This is a genomic window from Enterococcus sp. UD-01 (genome assembly GCF_044909655.1).
Classification (GTDB): Bacteria; Bacillota; Bacilli; order Lactobacillales; family Enterococcaceae; genus Enterococcus_L.
This window is the reverse complement of record NZ_JBIYEU010000002.1, coordinates 85,747-107,806: the sequence shown is the minus strand read 5'-3', so window position 1 is coordinate 107,806 and position 22,060 is coordinate 85,747. Positions and strand designations below refer to the sequence as shown.

Annotated in this window: 18 protein-coding genes and 1 CRISPR repeat array (1 of these 19 cut by a window edge); of the genes, 1 reads left to right on the top strand and 17 read right to left on the bottom strand. The window is 39.7% G+C overall.

Annotation, left to right across the window (positions count from 1 at the left end; genetic code table 11):
• Nucleotide 1: 1 nt before the first annotated feature.
• The 10 genes from ABH902_RS02865 to ABH902_RS02820 form a co-directional block, all read right to left on the bottom strand.
• Nucleotides 2–487, bottom strand: coding sequence for a PTS sugar transporter subunit IIB (locus ABH902_RS02865; protein WP_404589047.1), 486 nt, complete (start codon nucleotides 485–487; stop codon nucleotides 2–4).
• A complete protein-coding gene (locus ABH902_RS02860; protein WP_404589045.1) occupies nucleotides 484–1,569 on the bottom strand; it encodes a PucR family transcriptional regulator in 1,086 nt (361 codons plus the stop codon). Before ABH902_RS02860 ends, ABH902_RS02865 begins: the two co-directional genes overlap by 4 nt.
• 79 nt (nucleotides 1,570–1,648) lie before the next feature.
• The gene (locus ABH902_RS02855; protein ID WP_404589044.1) at nucleotides 1,649–2,530 is read right to left on the bottom strand and encodes a dihydrodipicolinate synthase family protein; all 882 of its coding nucleotides are present in this window, start codon (nucleotides 2,528–2,530) and stop codon (nucleotides 1,649–1,651) included.
• Nucleotides 2,531–2,539: 9 nt separating this feature from the next.
• Complete coding sequence (locus ABH902_RS02850; RefSeq protein WP_404589043.1) at nucleotides 2,540–2,950, bottom strand: PTS sugar transporter subunit IIA; 411 nt, start codon at nucleotides 2,948–2,950, stop codon at nucleotides 2,540–2,542.
• The gene (locus tag ABH902_RS02845) at nucleotides 2,947–3,885 is read right to left on the bottom strand and encodes a phosphoglycerate dehydrogenase (RefSeq protein ID WP_404589042.1); all 939 of its coding nucleotides are present in this window, start codon (nucleotides 3,883–3,885) and stop codon (nucleotides 2,947–2,949) included. The genes ABH902_RS02850 and ABH902_RS02845 overlap by 4 nt, the downstream gene beginning before the upstream one ends.
• A gap of 15 nt (nucleotides 3,886–3,900) precedes the next feature.
• Nucleotides 3,901–4,734 carry a PTS system mannose/fructose/sorbose family transporter subunit IID gene (locus ABH902_RS02840; protein WP_404589040.1) on the bottom strand — a complete coding sequence of 278 codons (834 nt, stop codon included), beginning with the start codon at nucleotides 4,732–4,734 and terminating at the stop codon, nucleotides 3,901–3,903.
• Nucleotides 4,731–5,480 (bottom strand): PTS mannose/fructose/sorbose/N-acetylgalactosamine transporter subunit IIC, encoded by a 750-nt coding sequence (locus ABH902_RS02835; RefSeq protein WP_404589038.1) that lies wholly within the window; start codon nucleotides 5,478–5,480, stop codon nucleotides 4,731–4,733. Before ABH902_RS02835 ends, ABH902_RS02840 begins: the two co-directional genes overlap by 4 nt.
• 15 nt (nucleotides 5,481–5,495) lie before the next feature.
• Nucleotides 5,496–5,975 (bottom strand): PTS system mannose/fructose/N-acetylgalactosamine-transporter subunit IIB, encoded by a 480-nt coding sequence (locus ABH902_RS02830; RefSeq protein WP_404589037.1) that lies wholly within the window; start codon nucleotides 5,973–5,975, stop codon nucleotides 5,496–5,498.
• Between the two features lie 24 nt (nucleotides 5,976–5,999).
• Nucleotides 6,000–6,638 carry a ketohydroxyglutarate aldolase gene (locus ABH902_RS02825; protein WP_404589035.1) on the bottom strand — a complete coding sequence of 213 codons (639 nt, stop codon included), beginning with the start codon at nucleotides 6,636–6,638 and terminating at the stop codon, nucleotides 6,000–6,002.
• A gap of 454 nt (nucleotides 6,639–7,092) precedes the next feature.
• Complete coding sequence (locus ABH902_RS02820) at nucleotides 7,093–7,920, bottom strand: DAPG hydrolase family protein (protein WP_404589034.1); 828 nt, start codon at nucleotides 7,918–7,920, stop codon at nucleotides 7,093–7,095.
• A 127-nt stretch (nucleotides 7,921–8,047) separates the two neighbouring features.
• Between ABH902_RS02820 and ABH902_RS02815 the strand changes: the two genes are divergently transcribed.
• Nucleotides 8,048–8,605, top strand: a complete 558-nt coding sequence (locus ABH902_RS02815; RefSeq protein WP_404589032.1) for a TetR/AcrR family transcriptional regulator — start codon at nucleotides 8,048–8,050, stop codon at nucleotides 8,603–8,605.
• Between the two features lie 372 nt (nucleotides 8,606–8,977).
• Here ABH902_RS02815 and rlmD read toward each other — a convergent pair whose 3' ends face one another.
• From rlmD to pcrA, 7 genes are all read right to left on the bottom strand, one after another.
• Nucleotides 8,978–10,345, bottom strand: a complete 1,368-nt coding sequence (gene rlmD, locus ABH902_RS02810) for a 23S rRNA (uracil(1939)-C(5))-methyltransferase RlmD (RefSeq protein WP_404589031.1) — start codon at nucleotides 10,343–10,345, stop codon at nucleotides 8,978–8,980.
• 168 nt (nucleotides 10,346–10,513) lie between these two features.
• Nucleotides 10,514–11,593: a diacylglycerol kinase gene (locus tag ABH902_RS02805; RefSeq protein ID WP_404589029.1), complete on the bottom strand. Its 1,080-nt coding sequence runs from the start codon at nucleotides 11,591–11,593 to the stop codon at nucleotides 10,514–10,516.
• Between the two features lie 17 nt (nucleotides 11,594–11,610).
• Entirely contained in the window at nucleotides 11,611–13,041 is a 1,431-nt protein-coding gene (gatB, locus tag ABH902_RS02800; protein WP_404589027.1) for an Asp-tRNA(Asn)/Glu-tRNA(Gln) amidotransferase subunit GatB, read from the bottom strand.
• Nucleotides 13,041–14,510 (bottom strand): Asp-tRNA(Asn)/Glu-tRNA(Gln) amidotransferase subunit GatA, encoded by a 1,470-nt coding sequence (gene gatA, locus ABH902_RS02795; protein ID WP_404589026.1) that lies wholly within the window; start codon nucleotides 14,508–14,510, stop codon nucleotides 13,041–13,043. The genes gatB and gatA overlap by 1 nt, the downstream gene beginning before the upstream one ends.
• Nucleotides 14,510–14,815, bottom strand: a complete 306-nt coding sequence (gatC, locus tag ABH902_RS02790) for an Asp-tRNA(Asn)/Glu-tRNA(Gln) amidotransferase subunit GatC (protein ID WP_154778131.1) — start codon at nucleotides 14,813–14,815, stop codon at nucleotides 14,510–14,512. Before gatC ends, gatA begins: the two co-directional genes overlap by 1 nt.
• Before the next feature lie 228 nt (nucleotides 14,816–15,043).
• Nucleotides 15,044–17,092, bottom strand: a complete 2,049-nt coding sequence (ligA, locus tag ABH902_RS02785; protein WP_404589024.1) for an NAD-dependent DNA ligase LigA — start codon at nucleotides 17,090–17,092, stop codon at nucleotides 15,044–15,046.
• A gap of 12 nt (nucleotides 17,093–17,104) precedes the next feature.
• On the bottom strand, nucleotides 17,105–19,342 hold the full coding sequence (gene pcrA, locus ABH902_RS02780; protein WP_404589023.1) for a DNA helicase PcrA: 2,238 nt from the start codon (nucleotides 19,340–19,342) through the stop codon (nucleotides 17,105–17,107).
• A gap of 169 nt (nucleotides 19,343–19,511) precedes the next feature.
• Nucleotides 19,512–22,060: a CRISPR direct-repeat array (repeat unit 33 nt; unit sequence ATTTCAATCCACTCACTCTAAACAGAGTGAGAC); it runs 209 nt beyond the window's last position.

Genomic DNA, 22,060 nt, shown 5'->3' with positions numbered 1-22,060 from the left:
TTTATTTCACTTCATTAAATGCATTGTAATCTTTAGAATCCATTGGTGTGGTTTGAAAATAAAACTTAATGCCCGCTTGTTGCATGATGCGTATTTGAGCAATTTCAGTTTTAGAAAAATAGCTGTTTATGCTTTTGAGCATCAGGCGACTAGCTGGATAAGGAAACTGTACTTCTTGAAATTGTACTTTTTCCTGAAATGCCTGATACAAAACAGACAGCTTTTTAAATAAAATAATAACTTGGTATTTTTCATCTTCGTTTTCTGCCTGTCGAATAAACTGCTTAAGCGAATCAATTGAAACAATATTGATTTTGGTCTTAGGCGGCAATGACAGCTGCAAGACCTTAGCCATAAAGGCATCATTTTCATATTCAGGATCTACTACAATAATATGGCTGGAATTAACGAAACTATTCCAATTTAGTGCAACGGTCGCATGCAACAGTCGATTATCAATTCTTACTAGCTTAATTTTAAGACTCATGACTGACCACCTGCTTCCTTGCGCTTTTTATCGACCTTCAACAAACTGGCAATTAAATAAAAGACAATTTTATCTTGAAAACTGCTGCGAATATCCAAACCGAATACCTCTTCGTATTTTTTAATTTTATACACGAGTGTATTTTTGTGCAGGAATAACGCTTCCGCTGTTTGCGTAATATTATAGTCATTGCGAAATAGCTGCTCAGCTATTTTGATCATTTCACCGGTATTCGTTAATTGCCTGCTGCTTTTGCGATAATAATCAAAGGCTTGTAGTTCTTCATCTGAAATCCATTTGGAAATAAAATAATCAAAAATATGATCAGCAAAAAATAACGGTTTATCCAGCTTCATTTGAACATTGTGCTTCAGCCACAAGCAGCTCTCATAGCTTTTATAGTACAAACGCGGGTTGCCCTGCAGCATGCCTACATAAAAATAGCAGTCTGTCAAGCCCCAATCCTGTAATTCAGAGATAAATTCTGCAAGGTGTAGCTGCATGTGATCAGGTTTTATTTCAGGTGAAACAGTTTTAAACAATAGAATACTTTGGTGATCAATACGCGACTGAAAGCTGCCTCTGTTTTCCATTCGATATTTTAAACGTGTTAAGCTTTCTTCCGCAAACCCTTGAGGATTAATAATTAGAATAGATACTTTTGGTGCTTTCGTATCAATTTTTAATTCCTGCATCAAATCAATGATCTCTTCAAAATCGAATTTTTCTTTATTGATTAGTAATTGAATCAGCTGATGCTCCAGACTGGTATTCATTTGCAAAAGCTCATCGGCCAGCTCATACGTCAGTCTATTTTTAAGAGATTGAGCTAAAAGATTGCCGACCATCTCGCCGCCTCTTTCTAAACTATGTACCCAAAGATAGCCGAAGTCCTGATTTTTTACCTGAATTGGATACAAACGGTCGCTTTCAGAGAAACAGTCAAGCCGAAAACGCTGACTAATTTTTGACGGATCGCTGCTGAAAAGTACTTTTCCGTCAGTATTCAAAAGACCAATCGTATAATTTTTATCGTCTTTTACTACTGTAATAAATTCATTAAATATTTGTCCAAGTTTCATAGCTTCACCTTAATTCTTATGATCGTATGATAATTTTACCATCATTTTTAGATCAAACTTGATCGCCAGCAGCTATAATTTAGAAATAAAATTTCAACATTTCAATAATTCGGGTATCGGTTTTTTCACTGGTCGGAAGTACAGGTCTTCTGGCAGATCCAACCGAAGCAATATCAGCTAACTCCAGTGCACGTTTCAAAATAGAAGGCACAGTGCCTAATTTCAAAGCAGCTCTTAAAGGTTCAATTTCTGCTTGTTTTTTTTGGGCAAGTTCTGTGTTTCCTGCTCGTAGTGCTTGATCCAAGGAAACCACAATATCAACAATTAAATTGCTAGTTCCGGCAATTGCCCCTACTGCACCTAGTTCATACCCAACAGAAATTTTAGAATCCGAGCCTACTAATACTTTTATTTGACTATCTTTTGTACACTCGATATACGCTTTTAATAATTCTTCATCTCCGCTGCTGTCTTTGATCCCTATAATATTTTCAATAGGGCGCAGGGCTTTTATTACAGCAGGCGTAATCAAGCAGCCAGTGTTTTTGGGGATATTGTACAATATAATTGGAATCGCTACGTGTTGAGCGATCGTTGTAAAATAAGCAATCAGTTCTGCTTCTGACGGCTGAATAAAATAAGGCGTAATGACTGACAAAGCGTCGGCTCCAGCTTGCTCTGCTTCCTTTGATAACGCAAGTGCTTCATTCAACGAACACGCCCCGGTGCCTACATATACCGGTACTCGTTTATTGACCTTTTTTACAACATAACGCATAAAATCTACTTTTTCCTGATAGGAAAGAACATGAAATTCGCCGTTGCTTCCTAGGGGAAAGATCCCTTTTACGCCATGTTCAATGAGATAATCAATTAACTGTCCTGCTGCTTCATAGTTGATGGTTTGAGCATCATCATGATTAAACGGGGTAACAATTGGTGTAATTATTCCTTCCAGCATAGTTTTGCCTCAACTTTCTGTTAAGTGATCATTGGTGCGGACAATTGCTGCCTGCGCATTTTCACTTACTTCATTTAGGATTGTTTCAATTTCGTTTATAGAGCTTAGTGCGGTTGCTTTTAAATATAAATCAATAAACATTGGCAGATTAATGCCTGTAAGAACTTGGTGTTGATATTTTTTAGTAAGTACGGTCAGAACATTTGAGGGCGTGCCGCCAAATAAATCGACTAAAACAAGGACAGGTCCTGTAAGCTGCTCCAGCAACTCTTGTGCTTCCTGCATAAATACTTCAAAGGATTTTTCCGGCGTTAGCGACAAATGGTAGACATTTTCAGTGCTGCCCACAATCATTTCTGCCGACTTTACTAATTCCTGACCAAAAAAACCATGGGTTGCTACTATTATATTGATTTTCATTTTAAGTTCCTTTCCAACTGCTTTATAATTATTTCCGTAGCTTTTGTACAGGTTCGTTTTTCAGATTCAGCTGTTCTTGCCGCAGTATGCGGTGTCAGTAAAAAATTATTTAGCTTTAGCAAAGGTTCATTTTTTTGGGGCGGTTCACTTGAAAAGACATCGAAGCAAGCCGCTCTGATTTCCTGATTCGTCAAAGCTTGGTATAGTGCAGCTTCATCAACAATGCCGCCTCTTGCTGTATTAATTAAACAAGCGGTTTTTTTCATCTGCTTTAACTCGGTAGCTCCGATTAAATGCTGTGTGCTGGTCGTTAATGGTAGATGTAAAGAGAGATAATCGGCTTGCTGCAGCACTTGCTCAAAAGAAGCTTGATGGCAGTGATGTGCGTTTAATAGTTCCTTATGAAGCGGCAGCATATCATTCACCAGAACCGTCATCTTCATGCCGTGAGCAAGATCGGCTAACTGTTTTCCGATTGCTCCAAAACCGATAATTCCCAATGTTTTACAAGCTAATTCCTGCCCTGTTGGTTTTTGCCAGCCGCCACCTTTTACTTCATTTGCCGTGGATACAATATTCTTTGCTGCAGCAAACATCAATGCCATTACGTGCTCAGCAACAGCAGCGGTATTCGTCCCCAGTGTTCGTTCTACAAGAATTCCCTTTTCCCGACAGTATTCTACATCGATATTGTCGGTGCCTACACCAAATTTACAGATTACCTGCAAATCAGGGCAAGCATCAATTACAGTTCGATCAATAAGATCTACACCTACGATAATAGCCGCTGCATTTTGAGCTTTTGCTAAGAAAACCTCGGGAGCGTACGCCTGACCTGTATCGTTGTAATCAACTTCAAAGCCTACGTTCTGCAACTTTTTCAATTCTGGCTGTCCGTAGTTAGCAAAGCCTCGGGGGGTGATTAAAATTTTCATTGTTCGTCCACTCCTTTAAATAATGCCCAAGAAAGTGAGCAAAATAGCAAAGATCATCGTTACAATAATGATTTGCAGATATTTCGGTCCTTTTTTAACAATGTAATAATACATTGCCATCACCAGTACAAAAGGTAGTAAATTCGGCAGCATATCATTTAATAGATCCTGAACCTTGACTGTATCGGTATCACTGACAAATTCAAGAATCGTAGAAAATTTAACATAAGCTGCAGACAAGCAGCCGATCATAAACAACCCAACAATGCTGGCAATATCAATCACCTTTTTGATACGTCCAGAATTTAAAATGGTCAACACAGAATTTTTACCGACAGCATAGCCTTTGTTAAACAGAAACCACGACCAGCCAAACGACCAGATTAAATAAATAATACCGGGAATAAACGCTGCAATCACTGATCCATTTAAAGCCATTGGCACAAAAATTGCCAATGGAATCGTCGCGACAATTCCTTGATCTACGCTATCACCAATCCCGGCAAGCGGACCCATTAAGCCGATTTTTAACGATTCAATGATCTCTGGTGTGATTTCTTCATTTCCGTTAGCCCGTTGTTCTTCCAAGGAAATGACGATTCCGTGTATAACACTGCCCCAATCGCAGTTTGTGTTAAACATTTGGACATGGCGCTTCATTGCAGCTTGCAATTCTTCAGGGTCATCAGCGTAAACCTTGCGCAAAATTTTATTTAATGAATAGCTGAAGGCCAAAGCCTGCATGCGGTCAAAACTAACCGGCACTTCGACTGCCAGACACCACTTCCACCAAGCTTTTAATAAGTCCAGCCGCGTAATTTTTTTATCGTTTACCGCTCCTTCGTTCATGCATATTCCTCCTCATCTGTGTTTTGTTTAAATAAAGATGTAATCATGGCGATACATAAAGCGAAAACAGCTCCGGTCAGCATTGAAAAGCCCATCACAGAATATAAGAAAAAGCCTAAAACGAAAAACGGCAGATACTGCTTTTTCCCCATTACTACAAGTGTTAAAGCAAAACCCAAAGCCGGCAGCATTGCGCCTGCATTAGACAACCCGTTCATCAGCCATTCTGGAATAACATTAATAAATGCCTGCACTACATTTGCGCCAAACAAGGTTGCAATAAACACCGGAGTAAAATACAAGACGCCATTTGTCAGCCATGGCAGCGTGAATGAAAAGATAGATAATTGGTCATATTTGCCTTCTTCAACGAAACGATCTGCCCAAGTGTTATAAAAAGAATTAATTGTGCGCCGTACATTATTTATTAATACTCCTAATACACCAAAAGGCACTGCTAAAGCTACTGCAGTATTGGCATCCAATCCACTTTGCAACGCAGCCGGAATCGCAATACAAGCAGCCAAAGCCTGATCACTGGGAATATTACCGCCAGCCTCAATACCTCCCATATACAATAACTGAATTGTTGCCCCATAAAGTAGTCCGGCTTTTACATCACCAAAAATCCAACCAATAATTACACCCAAAACAACCGGCTTACGAAATGCAAATGAGAAATAATACTGTGCCCGCCCCATTGCAATCCAATACGTTAGTCCTACTAAAATTGCTTTTAAAACCATTTCATCTCCTCCTAATTATAGTTTTGCCACGGCTTTCTCCAATGACTCTGATGGATAATCCGGTGTTGTCTGAAAATAAATATTAATTCCCTGCTTTTGAATTGCTACTAAAAGATCGGCATCTGTCTGATCTAAGGTAATAGCGTTGTTTACTGCTTTTCTTCCCGGAGCTCCGCCTAAGCCGCCGATTTGAATTTCTTCGAGTACCAAACCTTGTTTGATGGCTTTTGAAAGCTCTTGAACATTTTTAAATAACAACAAAATCCGATTTTTATCAAACTCGCCGTTGGCCTGTGCTGCTACTGCAGCATCGACAGCTAATATCCGAATTTTTACCCCTTTGGGTGCTGCCATTTTAAAGACTTCCTGCATAAAGGAATCGGTACTTAAAGCCGTGTCAACGGTTACAATTTCATTAATATCACATTGTTTCAGCCAACGTGTGATAACCTGTCCATGGATTAAACGAAAATCTACACGAGTTAATGCAATCATTTTAGTTCCTCTTTTCAGTTATTTTTAGTTAAACTCTGCGCGAGTTTCATCAATAATTTTTCTAATCTGCCGTGCATTGTTCCGAATATCTGCTGATGTACCCTTCGTTAATAGAGAACCAAAGCCGCAAATATCAACTCCTCTGGCACACCAGTCGGCCAGATTGTCTAATTGAATTCCTCCGCTTGCTAAGATAGGCAGTTCCGGCAGCGGTGTTTTAAATACCGATACTAGCTTTTGACCATAAAAATCCGAAATTGGAAATGCTTTGATGAATGTCGCACCGCTGCTTAAAGCCGTTACAGCTTCAGAAAATGACGTACAGCCAGGTGCATAGGGAATTTGATAGCGATTACATATTTTGGCAACAGCCTCATCATAATTGGGTGCAATAATGAATTGTGCATCCTGTAAGATTGCATGTCTAGCTGTTTCTCCATCTAATACTGTGCCAGCGCCAACAATCAGCCGATCGCCATAACGGGCTCTCAGTTGCTTAATCATACTACCGGCACTATTTAAGGTATAGCTCATTTCCATGACTGGAATACCACCGGCAATACAACCGTCAGCAATTTCGCAAGCCCTTTCAAAATTCTCCGTTCGTACAATTGCTAAGGCTCCTGTGTTATACATTTGCTGCGTAATCTTTATTTTTTTCACGTTTCTCACCTCTTGCTTCTATTTTTCCATAATTACTGGCAAAACTATATATTTGTTCAACACAAAAAATGAGAGGCATTTTTGTGCCTCTCATCAAAGATCAGCGAATTTAACTAGTTGCAGCATTGTATAAAGAGGAGCTTTGATGGAAAATTTTTCTGCACCAGCTTCCATTGACTTATTTCATCTTCTTTTTCAACTAACTATTGAGCATCGGATTAAAATTCACTTATTGACTCTGCTAAAAACAAAAAAAGGAGTAGAATGCAAGCACCTACTCCTTTTTTACTATCTTTTCAAACTGAACTCTTCCTATAACTGACAGCCAATCCTATTACATAATAGATTGCTTTCGAGGCTAAAAAGGAACTCTTAACTCTACACATTAGGTCAAATTAACAATATTTTTAATAACCAAAACCAGAGATACTCTTTCTCCCATAGCTTTCAGTAGTTATTCTAACCAATTATTCTTCTGGTCCTCGTATAACTCAGGTAAGATCTTATTCAAATGACTCACTTCCTTGTGATTATGGACAATGAACATAGTTGGCATTTCGGCTGCTATTTTCTTAAGTACTAGCTTTGGTAGTTTCATTTGCAGATCTTTTCCATCTTTTACACCGTGTCCCATCCAAGCTGTCACTACCCACTCATTCTTTCCTTGCGAATTCTCTCTAATAAATTCACACATCATCACTGGATAATTAATCGGTCCAATTTTTGTCGTATTATTTGCTACAACCATTGCCTTACATTTCGGTGTACCAAGTAACTCGTTTTTAAGACCTACTGAATCGGGAGATACAAATTTTAATACCCCTTCCATAGGCTTAGCTTCCCCATTCCAAGTCTCTGTAATAAAACTGGTTGTTCCCCAAATACGTTCTCTGATGGGTATCTTTTCATCTAAAAATCTAGCGCGATCTTTTTCGGATATCTTTATGTTAAAATGATCTTCTGGATTCCAAAGCGCGTAACGAAGTGGGTCAAGCTGATGCCAGATCATCCACCATTCAAGCATTTCTCCTGTAATATCCGGACAAGGCGTAACGGCACTTAAAAAAAGTGTGCCATCCTCCATCAGATAGACTCCTTCCGAAACTGGTTCATAACCTGCTGTTTGAATGATGGCTCTATCGGCAAAGCTTGGTGCGACCTCTGGATTACCCTTTAACGCTTTTATTCTCTGAACCTCCTTAGCTGGCACTGTTTCAATTTCTTCTAGAAATTTATAATAGCTCTTCTTTTCTGCACCTTCATAAAGTGGAACTCTTCTCATAAATATAGGCCTCCTTGATTAGGTTAAAAATAAATTTTTTTATCATTGACTTGCTATGAACCACAGCTTATCATGAGAAAAGATATAAAACAATCGTTTCATAACATCTAAAACAAAGAGGTGCAAAATGTATCATATCAAAGAAGATAAACGATCAAGAAATTCTTTAAAACTAATTTTACAAGCATTTGACAAGTGTCTTGAAGTCCATCCTTTTACGGAGATGACCATTACAGAACTATGTTATGAATCTACAGTAAGTCGGGCAACTTTTTATCGACTGTTTGATCGTTTAGAAGATATTATTACTTATAAATGTGAACTGCTGGCAGATGAATTTTCTGAATCGGTTACTGGCTGCACTCTCCATGAGATCCAATTAAAGTTTTTCACAAAATGGATGGACAATATAGCTTTATTGAAGCTTATTGAAGATCTTCATAAAACTGAAATCATCTATAATTGTCATAAAAAACATCTAAAACAAATAAAAACTACTACTCAATTCGTCGGACTTAGCAATAAACTTACGGATTATCATTTTGCGATACTTACTTCAACTCTCGTAACTTCTTTGATTATCTGGTGCAATCATGGATGTAAAGAAACAGCGAATGAACTAGTTGCATCGATTAACACAGCACTCACTGATATAGCGTTTGTATTTGATAATAAAAAATCATAAAAGCACGAAGTATTTTCTTTAATGTTGGATCAATTAAAGTAAAATTGACTGGTATGAGTCCGGTTTAATACCGAATTCATACCAGCCGAATAACGGATTAATCACCGATTGATCATTGAAGAGAATTAGGGTTAGCTACTTTTGATGCTGCGTAGCCTACCTCCTCCTTACATAAAGTCATAAAAACCTTGATGATACGCAATTTTTTTACTTTACTGCTTATTTTGAATTTGTGTACAAAAAAAGGCGCTTCCTTTTAAAAAAACGCCTAATTCAAACGAGTGGATAGAGACCATCTACCTCAATCTTTACTATTCACTTTTTGTGTTCTCATTTAAATGGATGTATCCTTGAAACCTCTTATTTCAAAACTTATGCTCGTTGCAACAAAGTCACGGATTCAATATGTGTCGTTTGCGGGAAATTATCCACTGGCTGTACTTCTTTTACTTCATAGCCGCCTGCCGTAAGTAAGGCTAAATCACGTGCTAAGGTTGCCGGATTGCAGCTTACATATACAATTCGCTGTGGCTTAGTGTCAATCAGAGTATCCACTAAACTTGCTTCTAGTCCTTTGCGCGGCGGATCAACGACAACCACATCCGGCAGAATATCATTTTCAATTAAGCGCGGCAATACCTCTTCAGCCAGACCAGCAGTAAAAGTTGCATTGGTGATATTATTAAGCTTGGCATTACTTTCGGCATTTTTTACAGCGGCTTCAATGACTTCCACGCCATAGACCTGCTTCGCATCCTTCGCCAAGGTTAAACCAATTGTTCCGATTCCGCAATACGCATCTACAACGATTTCATTGCCTGTTAAAGCAGCGTATTCCTTTACCTTGTTATACATCACTTCGGTTTGCTGCGGGTTCACTTGATAGAATGAACGTGAAGAAATTTCAAATTTCAAGTCAAAGATCGTATCAATAATTTGATCTTCTCCGTGTAAAAGAATCGTTTCTTCTCCAAAAATGACATTGGTTCTTTTGGGATTGACATTTTGCACAATGCTGACAACTTCTGGCAATGCTTCTAAAATATCCGGAATAATTTTAGCGGTTGGGAATAATTTTGGCGTTCTGGTAATCAATACTACCATCATTTGACCAGTATGATAGCCGCGGCGAACAACAATATGGCGCAAATTCCCGGTATTATCAGATTCGTTATAAGGTTTAATACTGTAGCGGCGCATAATATCGCGGATTTTAATTACAGCTTCATCTATTTTTGGATCTTGAATATAGAAATGCTCTAAAGGAATTAAGTCATGGCTATTTTTTCTAAAGAAGCCGGTTTGCAGCTGATTGTCTATTTTACGTACAGGAATTTGTGCTTTATTGCGATAACCCCAAGGATTTTTCATACCTAAAGTATCTAAAACCGGCACATCCGGCAATTTTGCTACACGCTGCATGACATTTTTTACTTGGTTTGTTTTAAAATTCAATTGGGCACCGTATGCTAAATGCTGCAGGGGACTAATTCCGACTTGCATAAACTTCGCATCTTTAACCGGCACGCGATCTTCGCTGGATTTTAAAATCGTTAAGACTTTACCGTAACCAAAGCTTTTACCGACCTTTAGGACTTTGATTTCCATCTTTTCACCCGGCAAGGCGTTTTCGATAAACAGCGGATAACCGTCAATCTTGGCTACTCCCATTCCTTCATGGGTCAAGTCGATAATCTCAACTTCGATCGTTTCATTTTTTTTCACAGGAAAATTATTCATAAGTCGCTCCTTCTTTTATACACTTCACTCATTCTAATGAAAAACAGGCGGAAAAGCAACCGCGAGTTGCTTTTCCTAATAAAAAAGTACGCTGCAAAACTAATTATCAGCTCGCAGCGCACATTCAATTTAAATTATCCCCACAGGCTGATGAATGACAGAACTGATTTACTTCTGATTGCTGCCGATTTTACCATCGCCATCAATGTCTTCTTCCGTCAAACGTTCGACTTCTTTAACAAACTCTCGGCTTGTTTCTAAATATTCATCTTCATCCTCTGCAGATTTTGTTTCTTCATTATATTCATCTAATATAGAACCCATAATTGCATTCGCTGGAATAGCGTCCGCATTAGCATACATTTCGATATGCTGGTGTAGATTGGTAAATTTCATTGGCGCATCGCCGCCATATTCTCCATCCAAATTAATCATCATCGGACTATTTGTTTCCAATGTTTCTGCATGTAAATGACTTGTTTTTGTATAGATTAACCTTGAATCTTCCACATGCTTCCCGCCATTTAACATCAAGGCAGCTAAATGGAGAATTTCAAATACATTGGCAGTTTTTACAATGATCAATGAAAATTTTCCGTCATCCAGTTTTGCATCTGGAGCAATTTTTTCAAAACCGCCGACAGAATTCGTTAGTCCTAAGAAAAACATCGATGCATTGCCTTCATAAACGCCTTCATCGTATTCCATTCGCACCTTGATTGGCTTCACCCGTGGCAGCATTTCCGCTCCCTTGGCTAAGTACGCCAAGTAACCGAAAATACTCTTTAATTCTGAAGGAACTTCATACGTCAATTCCGTTAGATGTCCGCCAGCTGCAATATTAATGAAATAGGTTTTGTTTGCTTTACCAATGTCCATTTTGACTGTTTGATTTTTTTTGATAACTTCTGCTGCTTTTATGATGTTATCTCGAGGGATTTTTAAGGCCCGAGCGTAATCATTGGTTGTACCAGCAGGAATAATCGCCATCTTCGGCCGTTTCTTGAGCGGTGCGATACCATTAACGACTTCGTTAATGGTTCCGTCCCCTCCAGCCGCAACGATTAAATCAAAACCCATTTTGGCAGCTCGACTTGCTTCATTTTTTGCTGAGCCTTCTTCAGGTGTTGTTGCAAAGGCACTGGCTTCATAGCCGCATTCTTCCAAAATTGAGAGAATGTCAGCTAAATTTTTTTTCACCAGTTCTTTTCCTGAAGTGGGATTATAGATCACTCTTGCTTTTTTCATAGGTCATCTGCCGCTTTCTAGCGTTTTGCTAATTCTTCTTGTAATAGCTTATTCACAACGCCCGGATTCGCTTGTCCTTTGGTTGCTTTCATGATTTGGCCAACTAAATAACCAACTGCACGATCTTTTCCGTTTTTAAAGTCGTCAACCGACTGTTGATTGTTGTCCAACACTTCATTGATGATTGGCAATAATTGCGCCGGATCAGATAATTGAACCAACCCTTTTGCTTCAACGACTGCTTTTGCGTCGCCACCATTTTCGATCAACTCTTTAAAGACTTTTTTAGCGATTTTAGAACTAATTGTTCCATCAGCGATTAAAGTAATCATACCCGCTAAGTTCGCTGGTGTTAATTTCGTGTCAGGCAGCTCCATTTTTTCACTGTTTAGATAGGCTGAAACTTCACCCATTAACCAGTTTGACGCTTGCTTCGCATCGGCACCTTCCGCTAAGGTTGCTTCGAAGAAATCGGACATTTCTTTGGTTAAGGTTAAGACCATCGCATCGTATTCAGGCAAGCCTAATTCTTTAATGTAACGCGCACGGCGTGATGCCGGCATTTCCGGTAAGCTTTGGCGGACTTGCTCGATCCATTCATCATCAATGGCAAAACGAGGAACATCCGGTTCCGGGAAGTAGCGGTAATCACTTGAGCCTTCTTTGACACGCATTAATAAGGTCTTATTTGTTGCTTCATCAAAGCGACGTGTTTCTTGTTGAATTTCACCGCCGGAAAGCAAAACCTTCGCTTGACGTTTTTCTTCGAAAGCTAAGCCCTTTTTCACAAAGTTTAGTGAATTCAAGTTTTTCAATTCTGCTTTCGTGCCAAATTCTTCCTGACCGTAAGGACGAAGCGAAATATTGGCATCACAGCGCATGGAGCCTTCTTCCATTTTCACATCTGAAACACCAGTAAATAGAATGATAGAACGCAATGCTTCAAGATACGCATATGCTTCTTCTGGCGAACGCATATCCGCTTCTGATACGATCTCAATCAATGGCGTACCTTGACGGTTTAAATCAACGTAAGAATAGCCGCCGTCACCGTGAATATTTTTGCCGGCATCCTCTTCTAAATGCACGCGCTCGATGCGAATTCGTTTCGTTTGTCCATCCACTTCAATGTCAATCCAGCCGTCATGACCGATTGGCTGATCGAATTGCGAAATTTGGTAAGCTTTTGGATTATCCGGATAGAAATAATTTTTACGGTCAAAATGTGTATCTTTGGAAATCTCACAATTTAACGCTAAAGCGGCTTTCATCCCAAATTCAAGTGCTTGTTTATTGATAACCGGTAAAACACCAGGATAGCCCCAGTCAATGACATTCGTATTACTGTTAGGACCTGCACCAAAATGCGCAGGCGCTGGTGAGAAGATTTTAGAATTTGTATTTAATTCAACGTGGACCTCAAGTCCGATGACAGTTTCAAAGTTCATTAGTCATTCCCCCCTAAGATCACAGGTTTTTTCGTATGGAAATCTGTCGCTTGCTCAAAAGCATAAGCGGCTTTGTACATCGTACTTTCATCAAATGGTTTCCCGATAATTTGCAGTCCTACCGGCAAACCTTCTGAAAATCCTGCCGGAACAGACATTCCCGGCAAGCCTGCTAGGTTTACTGGAATTGTTAGGATGTCATTCAAGTACATGGTAATCGGATCGTTGATATTTTCACCTAAACCGTAAGCAACCGTCGGTGAAGCTGGACCAATAATCAGGTCATAGTCTTTAAAGACTTGATCGAAATCTTGTTTAATTAAGGTTCTAACTTGTCCTGCTTTTTTGAAGTAGGCATCATAATAGCCTGCACTTAGTGAGAATGTGCCCAGCATAATCCGGCGCTTCACTTCAAGACCAAAGCCTTCTGAGCGTGAATTTACGTAGACATCCTCTAAGTTGTTGATATTTTCAGAACGATAGCCATAACGGATGCCGTCAAAACGTTGGAGATTTGAGCTGGCTTCTGATGAGGCAATGATATAGTACACGGCTACGCCATATTTTGAATGCGGCAGACTGACTTCTTCAACAGTAGCACCTAGAGCTTTAAAGGTTTCTGCTGCTTTTAAAATCGCCTCGCGCACGCCTGCATCGATTCCTTCACCAAGATATTCTTTTGGTAAAGCGACTTTCATTCCCTTAATATCGCCAGTTAAACCAGCAGTAAAATCAGGTACAGAAGCGCCCGCAGAGGTACCGTCTTTGGCATCAAAGCCGCTAATGGCATTCAACGCCAGCGCGTTATCCTGAACATTTCTAGTCATTGGTCCAATTTGATCCAAGCTTGAAGAAAAGGCAATCAAACCAAAACGTGACACCCGGCCATAAGTAGGCTTCATGCCAACAATTCCGTTAAAAGAAGCAGGCTGGCGAATACTGCCGCCGGTGTCGCTTCCCAAAGAAACAGGAACTTGTCCCGCGGCAACTGCCGCTGCCGAACCACCAGAAGAACCACCTGGAACTTTCGTTTGATCCCAAGCGTTTTTCGTTTGTTTAAAATAAGACGTTTCGGTACTTGCACCCATAGCAAATTCATCCATATTTAACTTGCCGACAGGAATCATATCTGCCTGATAGACTTTGTCCATTACTGTTGCATCATAAATCGGATTAAAATTATGAAGCATTTTTGAAGCGGCAGTCGTTAAAATATCTTTTGTTACGATATTGTCTTTAATTCCAATCGGAATACCAGCCAACGGATTGCTTTCAGTAATTCCTTTTAAGTCAATCGCTTTCGCCAATTCCAACGCTTTTTCATCGCTAATTGTAATGAATGAGCCAATTTGGTCTTCCGTCTCTTTGATGCGATCCAATGTTGCATGAGTTAAATCCGTCGCTGTGATTTCTTTTGAAGCAAGTAAATCATGGAGTTCCGTCAGTGACTTGTCGTATAATTTTTCCATTAGGCACCAGCCTCCCCATTATCAATAATCGCCGGTACTTTAATGTAGCCATTTTCTGATTCCGGTACGTTTTTCATTAATTCGTCGCGATCCATTCCTGGCGTTGCTACGTCTTCTCTCATCACGTTAATTGATTGAGCGACATTTGAAGTAAACGGTACGCCTTGTGTATCGACTTCTTCCAATAGTTCAACCATATCAATGATTTTCCCTAATTGCTCAGTAAAGTCTTTTAATTCTCCATCTGAAAAAGACAGCTTGGATAATTTTGCTACATGTTTTGCTTGTTCTTCACTAATTGCCATGGATACCCTTCTTTCTTACAGAAGCACAGAGTCAAGCTGTTTGTTTTGCTGATTTCAACTAACGTCACCAAAACAACAGCTTCACTTGTGTTCACTAATTCATTATTAAACTGTTGGCACAGATTGTAGGCAAACAGCTTTTTTTCTTATTCTATCATAAATTGTAGAGAATTTATGATAGATATTGAATAAATTGAATGGAAATTGTAAAAAAATACAATCCACTGCTTATTGTTCTGCTGAATTCGTAGTATGGCTCTCATCAATGGCGGAAACCATCTCCTGCTCATCCCAAACCGCAATGCCTAAATCCTGCGCTTTCGTCAGCTTGCTGCCGGCTTCTTCGCCTGCAACTACAATATCGGTTTTCTTTGAAACGCTGCCGGTTACTTTGCCGCCCAGATTTTCAATCTTTTCTTTTGCTTCTTCACGTGTATAATGTGTTAATTTCCCGGTCAAGACGACTGTTTTGTCTTTAAAAGGGGATTCAACAGCTGCCAATTGGGAAGAACGAATTCCTTTGTAGTCAAAGTTCACACCTGCTTTTTTTAATTCATCCAGCAGCTGGTGAACTTCTTCATTTTCGAAGTACGTCACTAAGCTGTCCGCAATCGTTTCACCAATTGAATCCAGCGCAACAACTTCTTCTTTCGTCGCGTGACTTACTGCCTCTAAAGTGCCGAAATGCTCTGCTAAAATCTTAGCTGCTTTCGCGCCTACATGACGAATCCCCAAACCGAAAATCAAACGTTCTACTGAATTATCTCTGCTGGCTGCAATTGCTTTAAAGATATTGTTGGCTGATTTTTCTTTAATTTTATCCAATGTCATTAATTGTTCTTCAGTCAAAAAATACAAATCAGCAACATCCGCCACTAAGTGTTTGTCGTACATTTGTTCAAGAACCCGCGGACCTAAGCCGTCAATGTTCATGGCATTTCGAGAAACAAAATGATTGAGTCCTTCTTTAATTTGAGCCGGGCATTTTGGATTGATGCAGCGCAGCGCAACCTCTTCATCCAAATGAACCAGCTCACTGTCACACACTGGACAATGGGTTGGAATTTCATAAGGCTGACTGTCCGCCGCCCTTTTTTCCGTCAAGACTTGAGCCACTTCCGGAATGATATCGCCAGCTTTATAAATAATCACCGTATCATTCAAACGGATATCTTTCATGGCAATAAAATCCGCATTGTGCAGACTTGCCCGACTAACGGTAGAACCTGCTACACGCACTGGCTGCATCACTGCCGTTGGTGTGACTACACCGGTCCGTCCAATCGTCCACTCAATGGCTTCAACAACTGTTTGCGCCTCTTCCGGCGGAAACTTGTAAGCGATGGCCCAGCGAGGTGCTTTGACCGTAAAGCCTAATTCATCCTGAACCGAGAATTCATTGACCTTAATCACGATTCCGTCAATTTCATAAGGCAAGTCAACTCTTTTTTCATGATACTCTTCAATATAAGCCCAAACCTCATCAATGGATTGGCATAATGTTTTTTCCGGATTTGTTCTAAGGCCAATCTCAGATAATTCATTTAATGCATCAAATTGGGTTTGCGCAGTCATTGGTCCAAAATCAGCAACCGTATAAAGAAAAGTATTCAGGTTTCGTTTAGACACAATACTTGTATCCAGCTGTCGTAAGCTGCCTGCAGCTGCATTCCGCGGATTAGCAAAGACATCTTGTCCGGCTTCTTCTCGTTCTTTGTTCAAATTAACAAAGGACTGCTTGGGCATATAGCATTCGCCGCGAACTTCGATTGAAATCGGCTTTTTTAATTCCAACGGGATGGACTTAACCGTTTTTAGATTCTCGGTAATATTTTCACCCACAGTACCGTCTCCGCGCGTTGCGCCCTGCACAAATTTGCCGTTTTCATATTTTAACGATATCGCCAGTCCGTCAATCTTCAGCTCACAGCAATACGTTACCGGTCCGCCGGCTAATTTACGAACACGTTCATCAAAATCATAAATATCTTCCTTACTGAACCCATCATTTAAGCTGTACATTTGAATATCATGTGTAACTTTTTCAAAGCCTTGTAATATTTTACCGCCCACGCGCTGAGTCGGCGAATCTGCTGTGATCAAATCGGGAAATTCTGTTTCTATGTCTACTAATTCTTTGTACAGGCGATCATACACATAATCTTCTACAGAAGGCTTATCCTGTACGTAATATTCATGGGAATATTGATTCAATTGTTGTCTTAATGCCTTTGCTCTATCGGTTGCTTCAGCTAATGTTAATGGCTTATCTGCCATAATGAACCCCTCCTATAGTTTTTCAATCGGAGCAAATGCTGCTAATAAGCGTTTGATGCCTTTTTCCGGGAATGCAACGTCTAATTCCAAGTCCTTGGCTGTTCCGCCAACCCGGACGACCGTTCCTGTGCCCCACGCTTTATGTTTTACCTTATCTCCTGCTTGCCACGTTTCCGCTTCACCGCCACTTAACACTTTATCTGTTACTGGCTGCTTCGTCGGTTGTTTGTATGCAGTTTTAAAGACCTTTGGCTCAAAAGTTCTGCTTGGTTTCGGAGCAGCTATGGAGCCTTCAATGTTTAACAGCTCTTCGTCAATTTCATCCAAGAAACGACTTGGACGATTATATTGCGTTTTACCATAAAGTGTTCTTGAAAAGGCATTGGAGATATATAATACTTCTTCTGCCCGAGTAATCCCCACATAAGCCAAGCGCCGTTCTTCTTCCAATTCACTTTCTTCCAGCATCGCCCGTGATAAGGGAAAGACGCCTTCTTCCATGCCAATTAAGAAAACCACTGGAAATTCTAGCCCTTTAGCCGCATGTAAGGTCATCAAGGTCACTTGCGAAGAGCTTTCTTCAACATTATCTAAATCAGATACTAATGCTAAATCATTTAAAAATACCGCCAGCTTTTCATCCGGTGCATCCGCTTCTTCTTCATCCTGCTGCTCGTAGCGTTTGTCAAATTCCTGAGTTACAGTTAAAAACTCATCCAAGTTTTCCAAACGAGCCTGCGATTCCAAATTATTTTGGCGAATTAATTCTTCACGATAACCGCTGCGTTCCAAGACTTCCTTAACTAATTCCGTAATCGTTAAATAAGGAATCATTTGCGCTAAATCCTGAATCATCATGCCAAAATTCCCCAACTCTTTGCCAGCCTTACCGGAAATATTGGCCAACTCCACATTTTGTGAAGCTTCTAATAGCGACCAGTCATGCATTTGAGCAAAGCTTCTTAACTTCTCAACTGAGCTTTTGCCGATGCCACGTTTGGGTTCATTGACCACTCGCTCAAAGCTCAATGAGTCCATTGGATTGGAAATGATGTTCAAATAGCCAAGAATATCTTTAATTTCCTTACGATCGTAGAACTTATGCCCACCGACCATGGTATACGGAATATTTGATTTTAACAGCATTTCTTCCATAACCCGCGACTGAGCATTCGTCCGGTACAATACAGCAAAATCACCATAAATCCGGTCACGGTCACGCATTTCTTTTTGAATTTGACCGACAATGAATTGTGTTTCATCGCGCTCGTTGTCACCGCGGTAATAAATAATCTTTTCGCCATCGATATTTTCTGTCCATAATTGCTTGTCTCGACGATTGCGGTTGTTTTTAATGACACTGTTCGCTGCATCCAGAATTTTTTTCGTTGAGCGATAATTTTGCTCCAGTAAAATAACGGAAGCATCCGGATAATCCTTTTCAAAATCCAGAATATTTTGCATATCGGCGCCACGCCAGCCGTAAATACTTTGATCCGCATCACCCACTACACATAGGTTTTTAAAGCGTGCAGCCAGCATGTTCACCAAAGTATATTGTGCATGGTTGGTATCTTGGTATTCGTCTACGTGAATGTAGTGAAATTTATTTTGATAATACTCAAGTGAATCTGGATGTTCATTAAACAAACGAATCGTGTTCATAATTAAATCATCAAAATCCATACATTGGTTATTTCTTAATTCTTTTTGATAAAGCTTGTAACATTTTGCTACAACCTCTTCATAGGGAGTTCCCTGTAACTCAGCGACTTTTTCGGGAGTTTGCAGCTCATTTTTAGCATTGCTGATTGTCCCTAAAATAGAACGAGGATCATATTTTTTCACATCAATATTGAGTTCATTTAAAATTCGTTTCATCAATGTCCGTTGCTCGGACGTATCAATGATTGTAAAATTCCGATTATATCCGATCTGATCAACATCACGGCGCAAAATCCGCACACACATCGAGTGAAAGGTGGAAACCCAGACATCATTGCCGCCAGCTTTTAATAGCTTACCAACCCGTTCCTTCATTTCTTTTGCTGCTTTATTCGTAAATGTGATAGCCAGAATATTCCATGGGTTCACATCTTTTTCTTCTATTAAATAAGCAATTCTGTGGGTCAAAACTCTAGTCTTGCCACTTCCAGCGCCTGCCATAACCAATAAAGGTCCTTCCGTGTGCAGAACAGCTTCTTTTTGCTTTGGGTTCATACCTTGAATTAAGGCGTTTACTTGTGCCATCCTCAACGTCCTCTCTCTTCTTTCAATCTTATCTATTATACCAAAAAAATAAGAAAAGCTGAACTGATGTACGGGGAATAGTTTCTAAGAATCAGAAAAGAATTGACGATAAAAAAACTCATCCAATAATGGATGAGCTATGGTATAGTGCATTAGCTTTATGAGCTCTATTTCAATACGCTCACTCTAGACAGAGTGAGACAAAATTGCTCAAAATCAATTAACCGTTGGACTGGGAATTTCAATCCACTCACTCTAGACAGAGTGAGACTTTCCAAGGTTTAGCACCTAGCAGCATTACGTTATTTCAATCCACTCACTCTAGACAGAGTGAGACATACCACATCATAGGATAATCTTTTAATGTATTAATTTCAATCCACTCACTCTAGACAGAGTGAGACATGCTTTAAGAGATATTAAACGTTTGCCACAACAATTTCAATCCACTCACTCTAAACAGAGTGAGACGATCTCAACGCCGCCTTTGTTGTCAATCATCTCCATTTCAATCCACTCACTCTAAACAGAGTGAGACCATTTTCTTTGATTGTATTCCACTTATCACTCAGATTTCAATCCACTCACTCTAAACAGAGTGAGACGTAGAATACTCTGGCTTTTCCAACAATGCTTCAAGAATTTCAATCCACTCACTCTAAACAGAGTGAGACATTCTAAAAATAGTCAAGAAAAAGGAATAAGCACATATTTCAATCCACTCACTCTAAACAGAGTGAGACTCAAATATCTTTTCATTGATTTCTCCTTTCAAAAATTTCAATCCACTCACTCTAAACAGAGTGAGACGGTTTTTCAGCGGTGGTATGATCCTGTAGAGTATATTTCAATCCACTCACTCTAAACAGAGTGAGACCAGAATGACTTTGATAGTTATTCCAAAGTTTCAACGATTTCAATCCACTCACTCTAAACAGAGTGAGACCTATACCAAAGCATCAAAGAGCTAGACATAAATTTTATTTCAATCCACTCACTCTAAACAGAGTGAGACAAACGCCACTCGGCCGAATCGTCGCTGTGAGATCGATTTCAATCCACTCACTCTAAACAGAGTGAGACTCGGGTGTTTATCACTGATCTAAAATACGGCAAAGATTTCAATCCACTCACTCTAAACAGAGTGAGACTTACACGTTTAAAGGTTTGGATCAGCATATCATGCATTTCAATCCACTCACTCTAAACAGAGTGAGACATGATGAATTCATCGCTGTAGTGCTTGTAGATCACATTTCAATCCACTCACTCTAAACAGAGTGAGACCTTAAACGGTTTAGGTTATTCCGATAATGGAGTATTTCAATCCACTCACTCTAAACAGAGTGAGACAGGTTTACCACAGATAGTGCATTTGTAGCCGTCCCGATTTCAATCCACTCACTCTAAACAGAGTGAGACCAAAACAACTAAAGATATCCACGAGCGCAAGTGATTTCAATCCACTCACTCTAAACAGAGTGAGACAAATGTGATTAATGGTGCCGGAAAATTCACTTGGGAATTTCAATCCACTCACTCTAAACAGAGTGAGACCTTACTTTTAAGCAAGACGGCGTTATCAAAAAAATAATTTCAATCCACTCACTCTAAACAGAGTGAGACCTGACGGTAATGCCATTTTGCTAGTTGGCGACGACCCATTTCAATCCACTCACTCTAAACAGAGTGAGACCTACATCGTGCCCGCATAGATCGTGGGAACTACACGATTTCAATCCACTCACTCTAAACAGAGTGAGACCTTATCATAGATACCTATTATCAGTACAATAAAATGATTTCAATCCACTCACTCTAAACAGAGTGAGACTTTAAAAATCATGCAAGAGTTTCGCGAAGGCAAATTTCAATCCACTCACTCTAAACAGAGTGAGACACAAACTCTTTGATTGGGATCAGGAGGTATTGAAAATTTCAATCCACTCACTCTAAACAGAGTGAGACTTGATTTAACGGACGATATCGATATCCATTTGAAACTTGATTTCAATCCACTCACTCTAAACAGAGTGAGACAATTGGCAGCTCGTGATCCACTTGACTATCGCGACCATTTCAATCCACTCACTCTAAACAGAGTGAGACTCACTTGCTAAGTCATTTGGTCTGCAGGATGGAAAAATTTCAATCCACTCACTCTAAACAGAGTGAGACTTATTGTACATGTTTTCTCCACCTTCACCAAATACATTTCAATCCACTCACTCTAAACAGAGTGAGACTTTATCAAACGGCATTCTTTACGATCATGATATTAAATTTCAATCCACTCACTCTAAACAGAGTGAGACTTGACGTCTAAAAATATTGCCGAGATTACCAACAATTTCAATCCACTCACTCTAAACAGAGTGAGACGAAGGGATTGCAGCAGATCCAAAATCAGCCCATGGAATTTCAATCCACTCACTCTAAACAGAGTGAGACTAGGGAAGGAATCAACTACAATTTTGCAGAATGTAATTTCAATCCACTCACTCTAAACAGAGTGAGACGTTTTGATCGAGCTAAAGGAATAGCGGATGATGTTTGATTTCAATCCACTCACTCTAAACAGAGTGAGACTGATCGTTCCGGAAGTGTTTAATCCGTATGTAATTATTTCAATCCACTCACTCTAAACAGAGTGAGACTATCTTTAATATTACTAGAGTCTTTTTCCATGTTGTATTTCAATCCACTCACTCTAAACAG

Excerpts from the sequence above, each read along its gene's own strand:
- pcrA (WP_404589023.1), bottom strand. The coding sequence starts at position 19,342 with ATGGCACAAGTAAACGCCTTAATTCAAGGTATGAACCCAAAGCAAAAA.
- ABH902_RS02855 (WP_404589044.1), bottom strand. The coding sequence starts at position 2,530 with ATGCTGGAAGGAATAATTACACCAATTGTTACCCCGTTTAATCATGAT.
- ABH902_RS02820 (WP_404589034.1), bottom strand. The coding sequence starts at position 7,920 with ATGAGAAGAGTTCCACTTTATGAAGGTGCAGAAAAGAAGAGCTATTAT.
- rlmD (WP_404589031.1), bottom strand. The coding sequence starts at position 10,345 with ATGAATAATTTTCCTGTGAAAAAAAATGAAACGATCGAAGTTGAGATT.
- gatB (WP_404589027.1), bottom strand. The coding sequence starts at position 13,041 with ATGAACTTTGAAACTGTCATCGGACTTGAGGTCCACGTTGAATTAAAT.
- ABH902_RS02850 (WP_404589043.1), bottom strand. The coding sequence starts at position 2,950 with ATGAAAATCAATATAATAGTAGCAACCCATGGTTTTTTTGGTCAGGAA.
- ABH902_RS02845 (WP_404589042.1), bottom strand. The coding sequence starts at position 3,885 with ATGAAAATTTTAATCACCCCCCGAGGCTTTGCTAACTACGGACAGCCA.
- ABH902_RS02815 (WP_404589032.1), top strand. The coding sequence starts at position 8,048 with ATGTATCATATCAAAGAAGATAAACGATCAAGAAATTCTTTAAAACTA.
- ABH902_RS02860 (WP_404589045.1), bottom strand. The coding sequence starts at position 1,569 with ATGAAACTTGGACAAATATTTAATGAATTTATTACAGTAGTAAAAGAC.
- gatC (WP_154778131.1), bottom strand. The coding sequence starts at position 14,815 with ATGGCAATTAGTGAAGAACAAGCAAAACATGTAGCAAAATTATCCAAG.
- gatA (WP_404589026.1), bottom strand. The coding sequence starts at position 14,510 with ATGGAAAAATTATACGACAAGTCACTGACGGAACTCCATGATTTACTT.
- ligA (WP_404589024.1), bottom strand. The coding sequence starts at position 17,092 with ATGGCAGATAAGCCATTAACATTAGCTGAAGCAACCGATAGAGCAAAG.
- ABH902_RS02835 (WP_404589038.1), bottom strand. The coding sequence starts at position 5,480 with ATGGTTTTAAAAGCAATTTTAGTAGGACTAACGTATTGGATTGCAATG.
- ABH902_RS02805 (WP_404589029.1), bottom strand. The coding sequence starts at position 11,593 with ATGAAAAAAGCAAGAGTGATCTATAATCCCACTTCAGGAAAAGAACTG.
- ABH902_RS02830 (WP_404589037.1), bottom strand. The coding sequence starts at position 5,975 with ATGATTGCATTAACTCGTGTAGATTTTCGTTTAATCCATGGACAGGTT.
- ABH902_RS02840 (WP_404589040.1), bottom strand. The coding sequence starts at position 4,734 with ATGAACGAAGGAGCGGTAAACGATAAAAAAATTACGCGGCTGGACTTA.
- ABH902_RS02865 (WP_404589047.1), bottom strand. The coding sequence starts at position 487 with ATGAGTCTTAAAATTAAGCTAGTAAGAATTGATAATCGACTGTTGCAT.